The 16,138-nt window shown below is 74.1% G+C and carries 16 protein-coding genes; 5 read left to right on the top strand and 11 right to left on the bottom strand.

Annotation, left to right across the window (positions count from 1 at the left end):
• Window positions 1-29: 29 nt before the first annotated feature.
• The 8 genes from ACSBPG_RS28095 to htpX all read right to left on the bottom strand — a co-directional run bounded on the left by ACSBPG_RS28095 (window position 30) and on the right by htpX (window position 6,223).
• A complete protein-coding gene (locus ACSBPG_RS28095; protein WP_435540554.1) occupies window positions 30-1,175 on the bottom strand; it encodes a cysteine desulfurase family protein in 1,146 nt (381 codons plus the stop codon).
• Window positions 1,176-1,180: 5 nt separating this feature from the next.
• The gene (locus ACSBPG_RS28090; protein WP_435540553.1) at window positions 1,181-1,495 is read right to left on the bottom strand and encodes a nitrogen fixation protein NifZ; all 315 of its coding nucleotides are present in this window, start codon (window positions 1,493-1,495) and stop codon (window positions 1,181-1,183) included.
• Between the two features lie 12 nt (window positions 1,496-1,507).
• A complete protein-coding gene (locus tag ACSBPG_RS28085; RefSeq protein ID WP_435540552.1) occupies window positions 1,508-1,813 on the bottom strand; it encodes a nitrogen fixation protein NifZ in 306 nt (101 codons plus the stop codon).
• A 9-nt stretch (window positions 1,814-1,822) separates the two neighbouring features.
• Complete coding sequence (locus ACSBPG_RS28080; protein WP_435540551.1) at window positions 1,823-2,602, bottom strand: 4Fe4S-binding leucine-rich repeat protein; 780 nt, start codon at window positions 2,600-2,602, stop codon at window positions 1,823-1,825.
• Window positions 2,599-3,114, bottom strand: coding sequence for a hypothetical protein (locus tag ACSBPG_RS28075; protein ID WP_435540550.1), 516 nt, complete (start codon window positions 3,112-3,114; stop codon window positions 2,599-2,601). The genes ACSBPG_RS28080 and ACSBPG_RS28075 overlap by 4 nt, the downstream gene beginning before the upstream one ends.
• A 73-nt stretch (window positions 3,115-3,187) precedes the next feature.
• Window positions 3,188-3,379 (bottom strand): 4Fe-4S dicluster domain-containing protein, encoded by a 192-nt coding sequence (locus ACSBPG_RS28070; RefSeq protein WP_435540549.1) that lies wholly within the window; start codon window positions 3,377-3,379, stop codon window positions 3,188-3,190.
• A gap of 75 nt (window positions 3,380-3,454) precedes the next feature.
• Window positions 3,455-5,011: a nitrogenase cofactor biosynthesis protein NifB gene (nifB, locus tag ACSBPG_RS28065; protein WP_435540548.1), complete on the bottom strand. Its 1,557-nt coding sequence runs from the start codon at window positions 5,009-5,011 to the stop codon at window positions 3,455-3,457.
• A 213-nt stretch (window positions 5,012-5,224) separates the two neighbouring features.
• Window positions 5,225-6,223, bottom strand: a complete 999-nt coding sequence (gene htpX / locus ACSBPG_RS28060) for a zinc metalloprotease HtpX (protein ID WP_435540547.1) — start codon at window positions 6,221-6,223, stop codon at window positions 5,225-5,227.
• Window positions 6,224-6,358: 135 nt separating this feature from the next.
• On the opposite strand from htpX, the gene ACSBPG_RS28055 reads away from it, so the two are divergent.
• Window positions 6,359-6,532: a DUF1674 domain-containing protein gene (locus ACSBPG_RS28055; RefSeq protein ID WP_435540546.1), complete on the top strand. Its 174-nt coding sequence runs from the start codon at window positions 6,359-6,361 to the stop codon at window positions 6,530-6,532.
• 30 nt (window positions 6,533-6,562) lie between these two features.
• Here ACSBPG_RS28055 and ACSBPG_RS28050 read toward each other — a convergent pair whose 3' ends face one another.
• The 3 genes from ACSBPG_RS28050 to ACSBPG_RS28040 form a co-directional block, all read right to left on the bottom strand.
• Entirely contained in the window at window positions 6,563-9,457 is a 2,895-nt protein-coding gene (locus ACSBPG_RS28050; protein ID WP_435540545.1) for a response regulator, read from the bottom strand.
• A 25-nt stretch (window positions 9,458-9,482) separates the two neighbouring features.
• Window positions 9,483-10,667, bottom strand: a complete 1,185-nt coding sequence (locus ACSBPG_RS28045) for an acyl-CoA dehydrogenase family protein (RefSeq protein WP_435540544.1) — start codon at window positions 10,665-10,667, stop codon at window positions 9,483-9,485.
• 120 nt (window positions 10,668-10,787) lie between these two features.
• Window positions 10,788-11,447, bottom strand: coding sequence for a glutathione S-transferase family protein (locus ACSBPG_RS28040; protein ID WP_435540543.1), 660 nt, complete (start codon window positions 11,445-11,447; stop codon window positions 10,788-10,790).
• A gap of 173 nt (window positions 11,448-11,620) precedes the next feature.
• On the opposite strand from ACSBPG_RS28040, the gene ACSBPG_RS28035 reads away from it, so the two are divergent.
• The 4 genes from ACSBPG_RS28035 (at window position 11,621) to ACSBPG_RS28020 (ending at window position 15,901) form a co-directional block, all read left to right on the top strand.
• Window positions 11,621-13,003, top strand: a complete 1,383-nt coding sequence (locus tag ACSBPG_RS28035) for a leucyl aminopeptidase family protein (RefSeq protein ID WP_435540542.1) — start codon at window positions 11,621-11,623, stop codon at window positions 13,001-13,003.
• Between the two features lie 12 nt (window positions 13,004-13,015).
• Window positions 13,016-14,488 (top strand): alkaline phosphatase D family protein, encoded by a 1,473-nt coding sequence (locus ACSBPG_RS28030; RefSeq protein ID WP_435540541.1) that lies wholly within the window; start codon window positions 13,016-13,018, stop codon window positions 14,486-14,488.
• A gap of 115 nt (window positions 14,489-14,603) precedes the next feature.
• Window positions 14,604-15,056 (top strand): MarR family transcriptional regulator, encoded by a 453-nt coding sequence (locus tag ACSBPG_RS28025; RefSeq protein ID WP_435540540.1) that lies wholly within the window; start codon window positions 14,604-14,606, stop codon window positions 15,054-15,056.
• Window positions 15,053-15,901, top strand: a complete 849-nt coding sequence (locus ACSBPG_RS28020; RefSeq protein ID WP_435540539.1) for a C40 family peptidase — start codon at window positions 15,053-15,055, stop codon at window positions 15,899-15,901. Before ACSBPG_RS28025 ends, ACSBPG_RS28020 begins: the two co-directional genes overlap by 4 nt.
• Window positions 15,902-16,138: the final 237 nt, after the last annotated feature.

The following is a 16,138-nucleotide window of genomic DNA, read 5'->3' as shown; positions in this document are numbered from 1 at the left end:
CTTCGTCTCCCGGGGAGTGACTCGTCGTTTCATGCGGCCAGCCGTGCGTAGAGCGGCGGCAGCGCGGCCAGCACCGCCGCCACCTCCGCCGCCGTGGTGTAGCGGCTGAGGGAAAAGCGCAGGGACGCCGCGGCCTCCGCCGCGCTCAGGCCCATGGCGGTCAGCACGTGGCTCGGCGCGGTGCCGCCGGACGCGCAGGCCGCCCCCATCGACACCTGGATGCCGGCGCGGTCGAGGCGCAGCAGCAGGTCCTCGGCGTCGGCCGGGCGGCCCCCCGGGTCGGCGAAGCGGAGGCTCGCCGTGTTGGGCAGGCGCGCCGCGCCGGCACCGTTGACCCGGCTGCCCGGCCAGGCGGCGAGAACGCCCTGCTCCAGCCGGTCGCGCAGCGCCGCCACCGCGGCCGCCGATCCCAGCGCCGCGGCGGCGAGCCGGGCGGCGACGCCGAAGCCGACGAGGGCGGGCACGTTCTCGGTGCCGCCGCGCCGCCGGCGCTCCTGGTGGCCGTGGATCAGCGGCGCCAGCGCCGTGCCCTTGCGCACGACCAGCGCGCCGGCGCCCTTGGGCCCGTGCATCTTGTGCGCCGACAGGGTGAGGAGGTCGGCGGGCACGACCGCCAGGTCGACCGGCACCCGGCCGGCGGCCTGCACGGCGTCGCTGTGGAACAGCGCGCCGGCGGCGTGGGCGGCGGCGCACGCCGCGGCGACCGGCTGCAGCACGCCGGTCTCGTTGTTGGCCCATTGCAGGGAGACCAGCGCCGTCGTCGCGTCGACCGCGGCGGCGACGGCCGCGGCGGCGACGCGGCCGTCGCCGTCCACCGGCAGCACGGTGACCCGCCACCCCCGGCGCTCCAGATCGGCCGCGAGGAGCAGGGTCGAGGGATGCTCGACCGCCGTCGTGACGAGGTGGCGGCGCCCCGATTCCGCCGCGGCGTGCAGCACGCCGAGGATGGCGAGGTGGGTCGCCTCGGTGGCCGACGCGGTGAACACCACCTCCGCCGACGCCGCCCCGACCAGCGCCGCCACCGCGGCACGCGCCTCGCCGACCGCCTGGCGCGCCGCCATGCCGGCGGCATGCGGGCTCGACGGGTTGGCGAACCGCTCCCCCAGATAGGGCAGCAGGGCCGCCAGCACCTCCGGCGCCGGCGCCGACGTGGCGTTGTTGTCGAGGTAGACCACGGCCCTCACCCCATCACGCCCGGGCGCGGGCGCAGGGTGGCGCCGAGCGGCGACAGCTCCTCCTCGAAGCAGCCGACCACCAGGCCCGCCGGGAACTCCACGAGGTACACGAAATCGCCGGACTCCTCGGCCCGGCCGACGCGGGCGACGACGCCGGGCGTTCCCTTGGGCACCAGCAGCGCCCCTTCCGCGGCCTGGGGATGGCTGCCGTCGTTGAACAGGTCCTCGGCGGCGGCGACGCGCATGCCCCAGTCGTAGACCGGCTCGCTCGGCGGGATGAAGGCGGGCGTGGCGGGGGCGTCGGATGCGGTCTCGGTCATGGCGGGGGTCCTTCAGCGCTGGGGGTCGTTGCAGTGGGCGTCGACCAGATCGAGCTCCCGGGCCCGCATGCCGACCACCATGCGGCGCTCGTAAAAATCGACGCCGTAGATGTAATACATCTGCAGGTAGGTTCCGACGGAGTGCACGTAGCCGACGTCGCCGGCCTGGATCAGCACCTCGCCGACCGGCCGCGAGGGGTAGGTGCCGTCGTTGCGCACGTCGCGCAGCGCCCGCACCTTCTGGCCGACCCGCAGCACGGGCGGGCCGTTCAGTTCGACGGCGTCGTCGGGATGGCGGGCGGAGTTGCGCAGGGCCATGGGATCACCTCACGGTTCCGGCTCGGGCCGGGGCAGGGGCCGGGTTGGCGGGGCGGCGAGCCGGCCGCGGGCGACGTCGCGGACCTCCTCGACCGGGTCGTCGGCCAGCACGCCCAGCTCGTCGGGGGCGATGCGGCTGGCGACGACGTAGCGCACGCACCAGTCGGCATCGCGGAGGAGCGGCGAGAGCTTGTCCGGCGGCAGGCGCTGGGCGACCAGCAGGCGCACCCGCGGGCTGTCGTCCCACGCCATGCTCATCAGCCACTCCATGCCGATCCGCCGCGCCACCTCCAGGCGCACCTCGGGATCGTCGTCGTGCATCATCGCCGGCAGCATCCCCTCCGGCGCGCGGCGGGCGACCCGCAGCCGCACGGCGTAGTCGGCGTCCTGCATCATCGGCGCGAGGTCGGCGTCCTCCAGGCGCGAGGCGACGGCGATGCGCACCTCCCGCTCGGGATCGCTGCGCATGCGCAGCAGCAGGCGGCGCGGCAGCCGGCGGGCGACGGAGGTGCGCACGGTCTCGTCCGGATCCTCCATGAGGCGGGGCAGCGAGAAGATGGGGGCGCAGCGGACGGCGATGGCGCGCACCTCGAAGTAGGGATGGTCGAGGTGGTCGGCGGCCAGCTCCGGGTTGCGCTCGAAGAAGCGCTGGATGCGCTTGGCGTAGCGGTCGTTGACGCAGGCCCGCAGCGGTTCGCAGCGTCCCGCCCGCAGCAGCGCGGCATGGCCGCAGCCGCGGCAGTCCACCGCGCGGCCGAGCCAGTCGTAGGCGCCGTCGATCTCGCTCATCCCTCCTCCTCCGGGCGTCCGTGCCCGTCGGCGACGGCGACCAGGCGGCGCGCGCCCATGCGGTCGGCGGGATCGAGGGCGGCGACGGCGGCGAGCGCCTCGCGTCCCTCCTCCAGCCGGCCGAGCCGCAGCAGCAGGTAGCCGACCGCGGTCAGCGCGAAGAGGAAGAAGCGCGGCGCCGGGTCGAGGCCGCGGAAATCGGCGGTGGCCGGGGTGACGGCGCGCCAGTCCGGATCGTTGACGCCGAGCCCGGCCAGCGCGTGGCCCAGCAGGCGCCGGCCGTAGTGCAGGGCGGTGTCGAGGTTCGCCTTGTAGAAGTGGAACTTGTAGTGGCCGAGATCGACCAGGCGGTGGCCGGGGGCGCGGCGTGCGGCGGCGGCGAGATGGGCCTCGGCCGCCGCGGTGTCGGCGTAGCACGCCGCCGCCAGGTGGAGGCAGCGTTCCGCCTCGGCCGGCAGGTCGCCGCCGTAATAGCAGCGGTCCAGCCACGTCTCGTCCACGTCCGCCAGCATGGGTCACCTCCCCCGAGGGTCCCCGCCTTCCACCGCCGCGGGCGGGAGGCGGGGACGGTCGCCGGGCCTCCCGTCAGGCCGGGACGCAGCAGTCGGCCGGGCAGACGGAGGCGCACTGCGGGCTGTCGAACTGGCCCTGGCACTCCGTGCACTTCGCGGGGTCGATGATGTAGGTGCCCTTCTTGAAGCTGATGGCGACGTTCGGGCACTCGGCCTCGCAGGCGCCGCAGACGGTGCACTCGGCGGACTTGATCTTGTAAGCCATGTCACGGGTCTCCTTCGGTTGGCGGGACGGACCGGCGGCGGTCCGCCGCTCCCCTTGCGGACAGGGGAAGGGGGGTCAGGCGCGCAGCGCCACGTTCAGCGGCGACGGGCGGATGACGGCGTCGCGGCCGGCGCGGGCGGTGGCCGCACCCTGGGCCAGGCGCGCGACGTAGTCCTTGAAGTACGTCAACGCCGACTCCTCGATGTACTCGAAGGCGAAGGCGTCGACCGGCTCGATGCCGGCGTCGGTCAGCTTCTGCCTGGGGCAGCCGCCGATCTTGGCGACGAACACGGCGGCGCAGTCGGCGATGGCGTCCAGCACGGTGTCGAGGGCGTCCTCGTCGCCGTCGCCGCCCTGGCAGTATTCGTCGACCCGGCGGTGGCCGACGAACTTGGCGCCGCGGGTGCCGACCTCGTAGATCTGGAACTCCTTGGCGTGGCCGAAATGCTCGTTGATGCGCTCGCCGCCCTTGGTGGCGACGGCGATCAGGATCGGCGCGGCCTCCCCGGCGACCGCCTCCGCCACCTCGGCCTGGGCCGCCGCCTTGGCGGCGTGGCGGGTGGCGCGTTCGGCCTCGACGTGCTCGCGGTAGGCGCGGCGGGTGCTGTCGTCGGCGGACACCGCCATGGTCTCGACCTTGTCGGCGGTGAACTCGGCGCCGCGGTCCTCGCCCAGCAGGCCGACCGCGTCGGCGCGGCACTGGCGGCAGTGGCGCATCAGCTTCATGTCGCCCTCGCAGCGGTCCTGCAGCGCCTTGAGCTCCTGCGCCGTCGGGCCGCGCTGGCCGGTCAGGCCGAAATGGGTGCCGTGCGCCGGGTCGGAGATCAGCGGCATGATGTTGTGCAGGAAGGCGCCGCGCGCCTTGACGGCGGCGTTGACCTCGACGAGGTGCTGGTCGTTGATCCCGGGGATCATCACCGAGTTCACCTTCACCAGGATGCCGGCCGCCGTCAGCATCTCCAGGCCCTGCATCTGCCGCTCGTGCAGGATCCTGGCGGCGTCGCGCCCGGTCCAGCGCCTGTGGTCGAAGAAGATCCAGGGATAGATGCGCTCGCCCACCGCGGGATCCACCATGTTGATGGTGATCGTCACGTGGTCGACGTTCATCGAGCGGAGGCGCTCGACGTGGTCGGGCAGGGCGAGGCCGTTGGTCGACAGGCAGAGCTTCAGGTCCGGCGCCTGCTCGGCGATCAGGTCGAAGGTGCGGAAGGTGTTGCTGCCCTTGGCGGCGAGGCTGTCGCCGGGGCCGGCGATGCCGATCACCGAGAGCTGGGGGATCTCCTGCGCCACCGCCAGCACCTTCCGGGCCGCCTGCTCCGGCGTCAGCTTCTCCGACACGACGCCGGGGCGGCTCTCGTTGGAGCAATCGTACTTGCGGTTGCAGTAATTGCACTGGATGTTGCAGGCCGGCGCCACCGCCACGTGCATGCGGGCGAAGTAGTGATGCGCCTCCTCGCTGTAGCAGGGGTGGTTCTTGACCTTCTCCCACACCGCGGCCGGCATGTCGGCGGGACCCGACGACGACCCGCAGGCCGAGGAGGAACAGCCCGACGCGGCGGCGGCCGGCGGCGTTCCGGACGCCTTCAGCTCACCCACGCCGAGGATGCTGTCGAGCGCGATCACGTTGCCCATAACCCACTCCTTCTGCCGTGCCCCCATCGGGGTCTCCGTCGGATCGACGGGATAGCAGCAAGAAGTGGGCCAGAGCGGGAATGTTAATCAGATCAGTGGGTTACGGAAGATCGGGCAGAGGCGCGGCGATGTCCGCAATGCGACAATCCGGTGTCTGTGTCGGGGAAGCGACAAGGGGCGCGCACGGCCGGCGCCAGGTCAGGGGACGGCGCCTCACTCCCAGGGGCCGCGCCGCCGCGGCGCTCCGCCGGACGGCGGCACCGAGGAGCGGCCGGCCGGCCGCCGCGGCGCCGGGTCGGGTCGGGCCGCGCCGACCCATGGGCCGCCGGGGTGTCGCGGCGCGGCACCGCCGGCGCCGGCCATGGCGCGCAGCGCGGCGACCCGGTTCTGCACGTTGGGGTGCGTCGAGAACAGGCTGTCGAAGCTGCGCTGGCCGTGCAGCGGGTTGACGATGAAGAGGTGGGCGGTGGCCGGGTTGGCCTCGGCCCGGCGGTCGACGGTGCGGGCGACCCCGTCGTGGATGCGCTCCAGCGCGCTGGCGAGCCACAGGGGCCGGCCGCAGATCTCGGCGCCGATGCGGTCGGCCTCGTACTCGCGGGTGCGGCTGATCGCCATCTGCACCACCATCGCCGCCATGGGCGCCAGCAGCGACATCAGCAGCACGCCGACGAACCCCAGCGGGCTGCCGCCGCCCTCCTCGTCGTTGGACGAGGAGGCGCCGAAGAACAGGCCGAAGTTGGCGAGCATGGAGATGGCGCCGGCGATCGTCGCGGTGATCGTCATGATCAGGGTGTCGCGATTCTTGACGTGCGCCAGCTCGTGCGCCATCACGCCGGCCACCTCCTCGGCGCTCAGCATGCGCAGCAGGCCGGTGGTGGCGGCGACCGCCGCGTTCTCCGGGTTGCGGCCGGTGGCGAAGGCGTTGGGCTGGTCGGAGTGGATGATGAAGACCCGCGGCATGGGCAGGCCGGCGCGCTGGGCCAGCCGCTCGACGATCCCGTAATATTCGGGCGCCGTGCGGCGGTCGACCTCCTGGGCGCCGTACATGGAGAGCACCATGCGGCCCGAGTTCCAGTAGGTGAAGACGTTCATGGCGATCGCCACGAGGAAGGCGATCAGCATGCCGCCCTGGCCGCCGATCAGGAAGCCGACGAAGGCGAACAGCGCCGTCATGCCGGCCAGCAGGATCGAGGTCTTCAGATAGCTGGTCATCGCGGTGGCAATCTCCGGAACGTGCGTCGCGCGGAAAAGGACTACCTCCCACGCGGTGTCGGTGATATGGGCCCGCCACCGGCGACCGTTCAAGGTGTTGCCCCCGGCCCTTTCCTTCGCCATATGAAGAGCATGATGGACGACAACACCACATCCGGCCAGCCCGGCGCCGTCGCGGGCGCCGACCCCGTGGAGACCACGCCCGGCAAGGGCCCGCAGCAGAAGCCCGGCGAGATCGGCGGCCCGCAGGGGCCGGAGCCGACGCGCTACGGCGACTGGGAATTCAAGGGCCGCTGCTCGGACTTCTGATCCCGACCGGCGGAGCCGCCGGCGCCCGGCTCACCCGCCGCCGAGCGTCCGGAAGGCGCGGTCGATGTCCGACAGGGTGTAGGGCTTCGGCAGCAGGACGGCGTCCAGGTCGGCTTCGCCGTGCCCCAGGCGGATGTCGCCGGCGTAGCCGGTGGCGATGATGACCCGCAGGCCGGGGGCCGTCGGCAGCGCCTCGCGCACCAGCTCCAGGCCGGAGCGGCCGGGCAGGCCGACGTCGGTGAAGAGGACGTCGAAGGGGGCGCCGGCGAGCGCGCGCAGGGCGGCCTCGGCGTCGGCCACCGCGGTCACCGTGTGGCCGAGCGCCTTCAGCATGTCGACGGTGGTGAGGCGGATCAGCACCTCGTCCTCGACCAGCAGGACCCGCCGCCCCGCGGCCGCCGGCGCGCACGGCTCGCGGGCGTCGTCGGCCACCGCCGTCCGCGGCCGCCGGTTGGCCAGCACCTGGCGTATCTTGCGGGCGAGGTCCTCGCGGCGGTACGGCTTGCTCAGGAGCTGGACGCCCGGGTCGAGCCGGCCGCCGTGGACGATGGCGTTCTCGGTGTAGCCCGACGTGAACAGGACGGCGAGGTCGGGCAGCACCTCGCGCGCGCGCCGCGCCAGCTCGGGGCTGCGCAGCGGGCCGGGCATGACCACGTCGGTGAACAGCAGGTCGATCGCCGCGCCGCTGCGCACCACGGCGAGGGCGCTCTGCGCGTCGGGGGCCTGCAGGATGCGGTAGCCGAGGTCGGCCAGGATCTCCACCGCGGTGGCGCGCACCTGCGGGTCGTCCTCGACCACCAGGACCGTCTCCGAGCCGCCGACCACGGCGCCGGCGCCGGCGCGGACGTCGGCCGGCGGCTCGGCCGCCGCCTGGTGGGCGCGCGGCAGATAGATCTTCACCGTGGTGCCGTGGCCGACCTCGCTGTAGATCTTCACGTGGCCGCCCGACTGCTTGACGAAGCCGTGCACCATGGGCAGGCCGAGGCCGGTCCCCTTGCCCTCGGGCTTGGTGGTGAAGAAGGGTTCGAAGACCCGCTCCAGCATCTCCGGCGGGATGCCGCAGCCGGTGTCGGTCACCGCGAGCATGACGTACTGGCCGGGGGTGACCTCGCTGTGGGTGGCGGCGTAGAGGTCGTCGAGCATGGCGTTGCCCGCCTCGAACGTCAGCCGGCCGGCGCCGTCCATGGCGTCGCGGGCGTTGACGGCGAGGTTGAGGACGACGTTCTCCAGCTGGTTGGGGTCGGCCAGGGTGGTCCACAGGCCGCCGGCGATGACCGTTTCCAGTTCGATCGCCTCGCCCAGCGAGCGCCGCAGCAGATCGTCCATGCCGCGCAGCAGGCGGGCGACGTCGATCACCGTCGGCTCCAGCGGCTGGCGGCGCGCGAAGGCGAGGAGCTGGGACGCCAGCTTGCCGCCGCGCTCGACCGCGGCCAGCGCCGACTGGACGCGCCGCTGCGCCGCCGGGTCGCCCAGTCCCGGCAGCACGAGCTGCAGGTTGCCGCCGACCACCTGGAGCAGGTTGTTGAAGTCGTGGGCGACGCCGCCGGTCAGCCGGCCGATGGCCTCCATCTTCTGCGCCTGGTGCAGCACCGCCTCGGTCTGCCGGCGCTCCTCCACCTCGGCCAGCAGCTTGCGGTTGGCGTCCTCGAGCTGGGCCGTGCGCCGCGCCACCAGCTCTTCCAGGCGGTCGTTGGTGCGGGCCAGCGCCGTCCGGGCCTCCACCAGCTCGCCGATCTCCGTGCAGGTGCCGACCCAGCGTGGCGCCGTCTCGGCGGTGCCGTGCACCGGCCGTGCCCGCGCCAGGAACCAGCGGTAGGCGCCGTCGCTCCCGCGCAGCCGGAGCTCCGCCCGGTAGTCCTCTCCGGTCGCCACCGCCGTGTCCCAGGCGCGCTGCGCCGCATCCACGTCGTCGGGGTGCAGGTGCGCGACCCAGCGGTCGCCCAGCGTGCTGCCCGGCGGCGTGCCGGAGTAGTCGTGCCACTGCCGGCTCTGGTAGTCGGGGCGGCCGTCGGGGCCGGCGGTCCACACGAAGCCCGGCAGGGTTTCGGCGAGATCCTGGAACGCCTGTTCGCTGCGCCGCAGGGCGGCCTGGGTCCGCCGCTGCTCGGTGACGTCGCGGGCGACGCACGACACCGCCCGGGCGGCGCCGTCGCCGATCTCGAGGGGGGCCAGGCTGACGTCGAGCTCGACCGTCCCGCCGGCCGGGCCAGGCAGGGACAGTGCGGTCTGCGCCTCCGCGCCGACCTCGGCCACGCGGGCGATCGCGGCGCGCAGGCGGTCGGCGTCCGCCGGCGGCAGGCGGTCGGGAAGGCATACGGTGCCGGGCGCCGGCGCGCCGAAGAGCGCTTCCGCCGCCTCGTTCAGGGCGAGCAGCACGCCGTCGCGGTCGAGCGCCAGCACCGGCGTGCGGGACTGCGCGGCGATCAGGCCGAGGTAGCGCTCCGACAGGCTGATGCGGCGGTCCCGCTCCGCCCGCTCGGTCCGCACCCCGCCGGTGTCCAGCATCGTGTTCAGACGCTGGGCGAGGAGCGCGCTCCCGGCGCGCCGGCGCGCCGTGCGCAGCGCTTCGGCGAGCAGCAGGCGGAGGGATTCGGCCGGCGCGTCGCTGGACGCCGTCCAGGCGTCGCTCAGCTCCGGGACGAAGGGCAGCGCCGTCCGCAGCCGCTCGAGCGCCGCCGGTCCGCAGAGGAAGACGAGCTGAGCCGCCGGCCAGCGCCGCCGCAGCCGGCGCGCCGCCGCCAGCGGGCTCGGCACGCCGGGGCCGACGACGAAGACGCCGCGGCCGGGCGGAGCCGCCTCGGCCTCCTCGACGTCGGCGACTCGGCGCAGGGTGAAGGCAGCACCGGTGGCTGCGGCATCCGTGCCCAGCGCCCCCGCGTCGCCGCCGATCAGGACCACCGTCCCGCCGGCATCGCCTGCGTCCATCGCGTCCTTCGTCATGGCGGCCGGCTCAGAACAACGGCTGGCCCAGCAGGCTGCGGCCCAGCCAGGACGTGAGGATGTGGGTTGTCGGCGCCATCACGTCGGCCGCCCGGGCGTCGCGCAGCAACTGGCCCAGCCGGTCGTTGGCGCCGTAGGCGCGGCCGCCGCACAGGCTCATCGCGGTGTTGGTCGCCGTGACGGCGGCGCGGGCGACCTCGACCTTGCAGGCGAGGATGGCCGGGCGGGCGTGCGGCGACCCCTCGTCGCCGAGCCGGGCGGCGTGGCGCAGCAACTGCCGCGCCCGGTTCACGGCGATCCAGCACTCCGCCACCTCGTGGCTGAGGACCGGCAGGTCGGCCAGCGCCGCGCCGGTGTGGGCGTGGCGCCGTCCGCTCAGGTGCGCGATGGCGAGATCGAGCGCGGCCTGGGCGATGCCGAGATAGGTGCCGCCCATGGCGACCAGGAAATAGGGCGCGATGACGTCGAACACGTACCAGATCTCGTCTCCCTCGCGGCCCAGCAGGTTGCCGGCCGGGATGCGGGCGCCGGCGACCCGCACCGCGCGCGAGCTGTTGCCGCGCATGCCGAGCCCATTCCATTCCGCCTGCCAGTGCAGGCCCGGCGACGCACCGTCGACGATGAAGCAGGAGAAGGTGCCGGGGTCCATCTCGGTGCCTTCCGGCATCGCCGAGACGACGTAGGAATCGGCGTGGCCGCCGTTGGTGACGAAGCTCTTCGTGCCGTCCAGCGCGTAGCCGTCGGTGGCCGGCGCGAAGCGGGTCTGCGGCAGGTAGAAGTGGGACCCCGTGCCCGCCTCGCTCAGCGCCAGGGTGGTGACGTGCCGGCCGGCGGCGATCGGGCGCAGGTAGCGCTCCTCCTGGTCCGGCGTGGCCTTGACGTCGATCACCTTGGCGGCGACGCAGTGCATGCCGTAGCACATCGCTGAGGAGGAGCAGGCGGTCGCCAGCTCCTCGGTCACCGCGGCCAGGGCGAGCAGCCCCTCCCCCAGCCCGCCGGCCCGCTTCGACACGTTCAGGCCGAGCAGCGGCGTCGCGCCGAGTGCCGCGAAGGCGTGGGCCGGCCAGGCCGCGTCGCGGTCGACCGCGGCGGCCCGCGGCGCCAGGGCGGACCGGGCGACCTCGGCGGCCTGAGCGCACAGCCGTTCGTGGGTGTCGCTGAGGCCGGCGCGGGTGGAAGAAGGGGGGATGGCCATGGAATCGACGGGCGGTCCGGTCTCGTGGGGGCGGGAACGGGCGGGTTGGCGCGGCCAAGAGTGCATCGCCGGGCCGTGAGGGCAACCCCGGCGAAGGGCCTAGACGAAAGGGGAGGAGGCTTACGGCTTTGGCAGGTCGAAGTCGATCGTCCACGGCTCCTGCCGCGCCGCCGCCGTCCAGTCCCGCAGCGCCGGCAGGGCCAGCACCGCGTCGGCGTAGGCGCGGCACACCGGATCGAGGGTCACGCCGTAGGTGGCGAAGCGGGTGACCACCGGCGCGTACATGGCGTCGGCGTTGCCGAAGCGGCCGAACAGGAACGGGCCGCCGTCGCCGAAGCGGTCGCGGGCGTCGCGCCAGATCGCCTGGACGCGGGCGATGTCGGCCTGCACGTCCGCCGCGAAGGTCAGGCCGGGGTGCCGTTCCTTCAGGTCCATCGGCAGCGCCTTGCGCAGGGCGGCGAAGCCGGCGTGCATCTCGGCGGCGACGGCGCGGGCGCGGGCGCGGGCCTCCGGCTCGTCCGGCCACAGGCCGGCGCCGGGGAACAGCTCCGCCAGATACTCCAGGATCGCCAGGGATTCCCAGACGGTGCGGCCGCCGTGCTTGAGCACCGGCACCTTGCCGGCCGGCGAATGCTCGAGGATGCGGGCCTTCGTGTCGGGCCGGCGCAGCGGGATCACCACCTCGTCGAAGGACGCGCCGAGGTGGCGCAGCGCCAGCCATGGCCGCAGCGACCAGGACGAGTAGGCCTTGTTGCCGAGGACGAGGGTGAAGTCGGTCATGGGGAGCGTCCGCGCTGGCTGGTCGGGGAAGGGCAGGGGAGTGTGCCGCGCCGGCGCGGGTTTGTACACGCCCCCGGTGGCGCGCCGCTTTCCCCCTTTTCACCGGCCCTTGCCCGCGCCATCCTCTTGGCACCGTCTCCGTTTTCCCCGTCAGCACGAGAGGACGTCCCGCTTTGCTCGCCACCCTGCGCGCCAAGGCCGGCGCCGACGCCGTCCCGGTCACCCCGCTCGCCAAGGCCGCCCTCGCCGGCTGGCTCGATTCCCAACCGCCGGCCACCGCCCAGTGGGTGAAGGCCGTGAACTTCTCCGCCGAGGCGGGCGCCACGGCGCTGCTGCCGGGCGAGGACGGGCGGCTCGCCCGCGTGCTGGTGGGCGTACCGGCCGAGCCCGACCTGTGGGCGCTGGCCGGGCTGCCGGGTTCGCTGCCGCCGGGAACCTACCGCATCGACGCCGACCTCGACCGCGGCGCCGCCACCCGGGCGGCGCTCGGCTGGGCGCTCGGCAGCTACCGGTTCGACCGCTACAGGAAGTCGGAGAAGGGGTTCGCCAGCCTGGTCTGGCCCAAGGCGGCCGACCGCGGCGCGGTGGAGCGCGCCGCCTCGGCCACCTTCCTCGTCCGCGACCTCGTCAACACGCCGGCCTCCGACATGGGGCCGGCTGACCTCGCCAAGGCCGCCAAGGAGCTGGCCGGCGAGTTCGAGGCCGACGTCAAGATCATCGTCGGCGACGACCTCCTGAAGAAGAATTTCCCGGCGGTCCACGCCGTCGGGCGAGGCAGCGCGCGCGAGCCGCGGCTCATCGACATCACCTGGGGACGCAAGGACGACCCCAAGGTCACCATCGTCGGCAAGGGCGTGTGCTTCGATTCGGGCGGCTACGACATCAAGCCGTCGAGCGGCATGCTGCTGATGAAGAAGGACATGGGCGGGGCGGCGCACGCGCTGGGCGTGGCCCGCATGGTGATGATGGCCGGCCTGCCGGTGCGCCTGCGCGTGCTCATCCCGGCGGTGGAGAACATGATCTCCGGCAACGCCTTCCGGCCGGGCGACGTGCTCGGCACCCGCAAGGGGCTGAGCGTCGAGATCGGCAACACCGACGCCGAGGGCCGGCTGATCCTGTGCGACGCCCTGGCCGAGGCGGACTCGGAGAAGCCGGCCCTGCTGGTCGATTTCGCCACCCTGACCGGCGCGGCGCGGGTGGCGCTGGGGCCGGAGCTGCCGGCGCTGTTCGCCAACCGCGACGACGTCGCCGCCGACCTGCTGGCGGCCGGCGAGGCGGAGACGGACCCGCTGTGGCGCCTGCCGCTCTGGCAGAGCTACCGCAAGATGTTCGAGAGCAAGGTCGCCGATCTCAACAACGCCGGCACCGGCGGCTTCGCCGGGGCGATCACCGCGGCCTTGTTCCTCGAGTCCTTCGTCTCGAAGGAGACGCCGTGGGCGCACCTGGACGTGTACGCCTGGAACGGCTCGGCCCGGCCCGGCCGTCCCGACGGCGGCGACGCCATGGGGCTGCGAGCGGTGTACGCGCTGATCGAGCGGCGCTTCGGCAAGGTCTGAGCGCCCTGGATCATGGCGCGCACGTTCGGGGAGCCTCGCATCGTCCTGGGCCCGGTCCTGTTCTTCCGCGGCGAGCAGGGCGCGCGCTGGCGGCTGGCCGCCCTGTTCGTGCTCGACGGCGAGGCGGAGCCCGAGGATCTGGTGGTCGACGGCGTCACCCTGGCCGTGCCGCCGCGCCACGTCGCGGCGTGGCGCGGCCGCCATCTCTGGCGGTTCGACTTCGCGGTGCCGCGCCGTGCCGACGACAGCACCGTCGGCTACGGCTTCGCGGACGGCGAGCGCTGGCAGGTCGCCGTGCCGGGCTGCGACGCGCCGCCGCCGCGCATCGCCTTCACCTCGTGCAACGGCGCCGAGCATCCGCGCACGCTCGACCGCCACGGCCCGCCGCGCAACGCGCTGTGGGACGATCTGGCGCGGCGCCACGAACAGGCGCCGTTCCACCTGCTGCTGCAGGGCGGCGACCAGCTCTACGCCGACGGCGTGTGGCGCGACTGCCCGACCCTGGCGGCGTGGCGCCGGCGGCCGGCCACCCGGCTCGCCGAGCCGTTCAGCGCCGCCATGGCGGAGGAGGCGATGGACCATTACCTCCGCCTCTACCTGGAGACCTGGGGGCAGCCGGAGGTGGCGGCGGTGCTGGCCCGCATCCCGTCGGTGATGATGTGGGACGACCACGACATCTTCGACGGCTGGGGCTCGCTGCCGGAGGCGGAGCAGACGGCCCCGGTGATGCGCGGCGTCTACCTCGTGGCGCGGCGCGCCTTCGCCCTGTTCCAGATGGCGGCGCTGCCGGAGTCGCTGCCGGAATGCGTGTGGGGGGCGGATCTCGGCACCTTCACCCAGGGATTCGTGCTGGGCGACGTCGGCATCCTCGTCCCCGACCTGCGCAGCGAGCGCACGGGCACCCGCGTCCTGTCGCCGCGCAGCCGCCGGGCGCTGCCCGACTGGCTCGACCGCTTCTCCGGCTGCCGCCACCTGCTGCTGGTGTCGAGCGTGCCGCTGCTGTTCACCGGCACGGCCGGGGTCGAGCGCGCGGTGGCGGCGATCCCCGGCCGCACCGGCTACGAGGACGACCTGCGCGACCAGTGGCGCAGCCCGGCCCACGCCGCCGAGTGGCGCCGCGTCGTCGAGGCGCTGAGCGCCTTCTCGCTGCGCACCGGCTGCCGGGTCACCGCCCTGTCCGGGGAGGTCCACCTCGGCGCCCAGGCGGTGCTGCGCGGACCGGCGGAGATCCGCCAGCTCATCGCCTCGGGGATCGTCCATCCGCCGCCGTCGCGCCTCTTCGCCGCGATCCTCGACCGTCTGGCGCGGCGCCGCGAGACGCCCTTCGACGGCGCCGTCCTGGAGATGCCGCCCTTCGCCGAGACCGGGCGGCGGCTCATCCGTGCCCGCAACTGGCTGGCGCTGGCCTTCGATTCCCGCGGCCGCCTGCGCGCGCAGTGGCACGCCGAGGAGTCGCCGGGGCTGTACCTGCAGGAGATCGTCTGAGCCATTCGATCCGCGGTCGAAACATCCTCGGCCGAAAGGCTTGCCCGATTCCGCCGGGTTGGGCACACTCTCCTGCGCGCCGCTTCGGGGGAACGCGGCGCAGCGAGGGGGTGGCATGGCGCGGAACCTCAAGGCGCTCGGACTGTGGCGCGCGGCGCTCATCGACAGCGTCCGTCAGGCCGGGCCCGACCTGTCGGCGCGGCAGATGGCGATCATGCTCCAGGTCTATCTGACCGATCCGCCGCACACGGTGCGCGGGCTCGCCGCCATCCTCAGCATCTCCAAGCCGGCCGTGACGCGCGCGCTGGACCGGCTGTCCGTGCTCGGCTTCATCCGCCGCAAGCGCGACACCGAGGACAAGCGCAACGTGCTGGTCCAGCGCACGGTGCGCGGCTCCGTCTTCCTGTCCGACTTCGCCGAGCTGGTGATCCGCGCCGGCGCCGTCACTCCCGACGACCTCGCCGCCGTCGAGGAGCAGGAGCGCATGGCCGCCGCCGCCAAGGCCCGCCTGGAGGCGGAGCTGCACGCCGGCCAGCAGCAGCCCGCCGGCAGCGCGGCCGAGGCGTGAGCGGGCCCCTGGATCCGCGGCGCCACCCCTGGCGCCCCGACCTCGCCGCCGCGCATCTGCGCGGGCGCGTCGAGGCGGCGCGGTTCGTCGACGGCCGGGAGCACCAGGTGACGGCGGGCGTCGCCGGCATGCGCGGCAGTCCCGACCCGGCGGCGCGCCAGACCTCCGAAGTGCTCTACGGCGAAGGGTTCACCGTCTACGACAGGTGCGGCGGCTGGGCCTGGGGGCAGTGCGCCACCGACGGCTACGTCGGCTGGGTGCCCGAGGCGGCGCTGGACGCCGGCCGGCCGGCGCCGACCCATCTGGTCGCCGACCTCGCGGCGTTCCGCTTCCCCGAGCCGGACCTGAAGACGCCGCCGCTCGACAGCCTGCCGCTGGGATCGCGGCTGCGGGCGGTGGGCGAACGGGGCGGCTATGTGGAGCTCGCCGACGGCGGCTGGCTCTACGCCCGCCATCTGGCACCCGTCGACGCGGTCGAGCCCGACCTCGTGGCGACGGCGCAACGCCTGCTGGGCGTGCCGTACCTGTGGGGCGGCCGCACGCCGCGGGGCATCGACTGTTCGGGACTGGCGCAACTGGCGCTGCTGCGGGCCGGCGTCGCCTGCCCGCGCGACAGCGACATGCAGCGCGCCGAGGTCGGGGAGCCGGTGCCGGGGACCGCCTACCGGCGCGGCGACCTCGTGTTCTTTCCCGGCCATGTCGGCTTGATGCTGGACGGCGAGCGCCTGCTGCACGCCACCGCCTTCACCATGACCGTGACGGTGGAGCCGCTGGACGCGGTGGCGCAGCGCGTCGACCCGACCCGCGCCGGGGGGATTCTGGGGGTGCGGCGGGTGATGGGGTGACGTGGTCGCGTCGGCCCCCCACCCAACCCTCCCCCACTGCGCGGGGGAGGGCTTGTCTCCTTCCCCCGCGAAGTGGGGGGAGGTCGGGAGGGGGGGCCGGCGCGACCGTCACCCGGCGCGCGCCAGCGTCACCACCGCGCCGTCCTCGCTCGCCGGCCGCTCGGCGTAGGCCCTGCCGTAGTAGCTGTCGAGGAGGAGCTGGCGGATCTCGGCGATGAGGGGGAAGCGGGGGTTTGC

It is taken from the genome of Azospirillum sp. ST 5-10, assembly GCF_051225715.1.
Lineage (GTDB): Bacteria > Pseudomonadota > Alphaproteobacteria > Azospirillales > Azospirillaceae > Azospirillum.
Note: the sequence above shows the minus strand (reverse complement) of the source record. Positions and strands in the feature narration are given on the sequence as shown.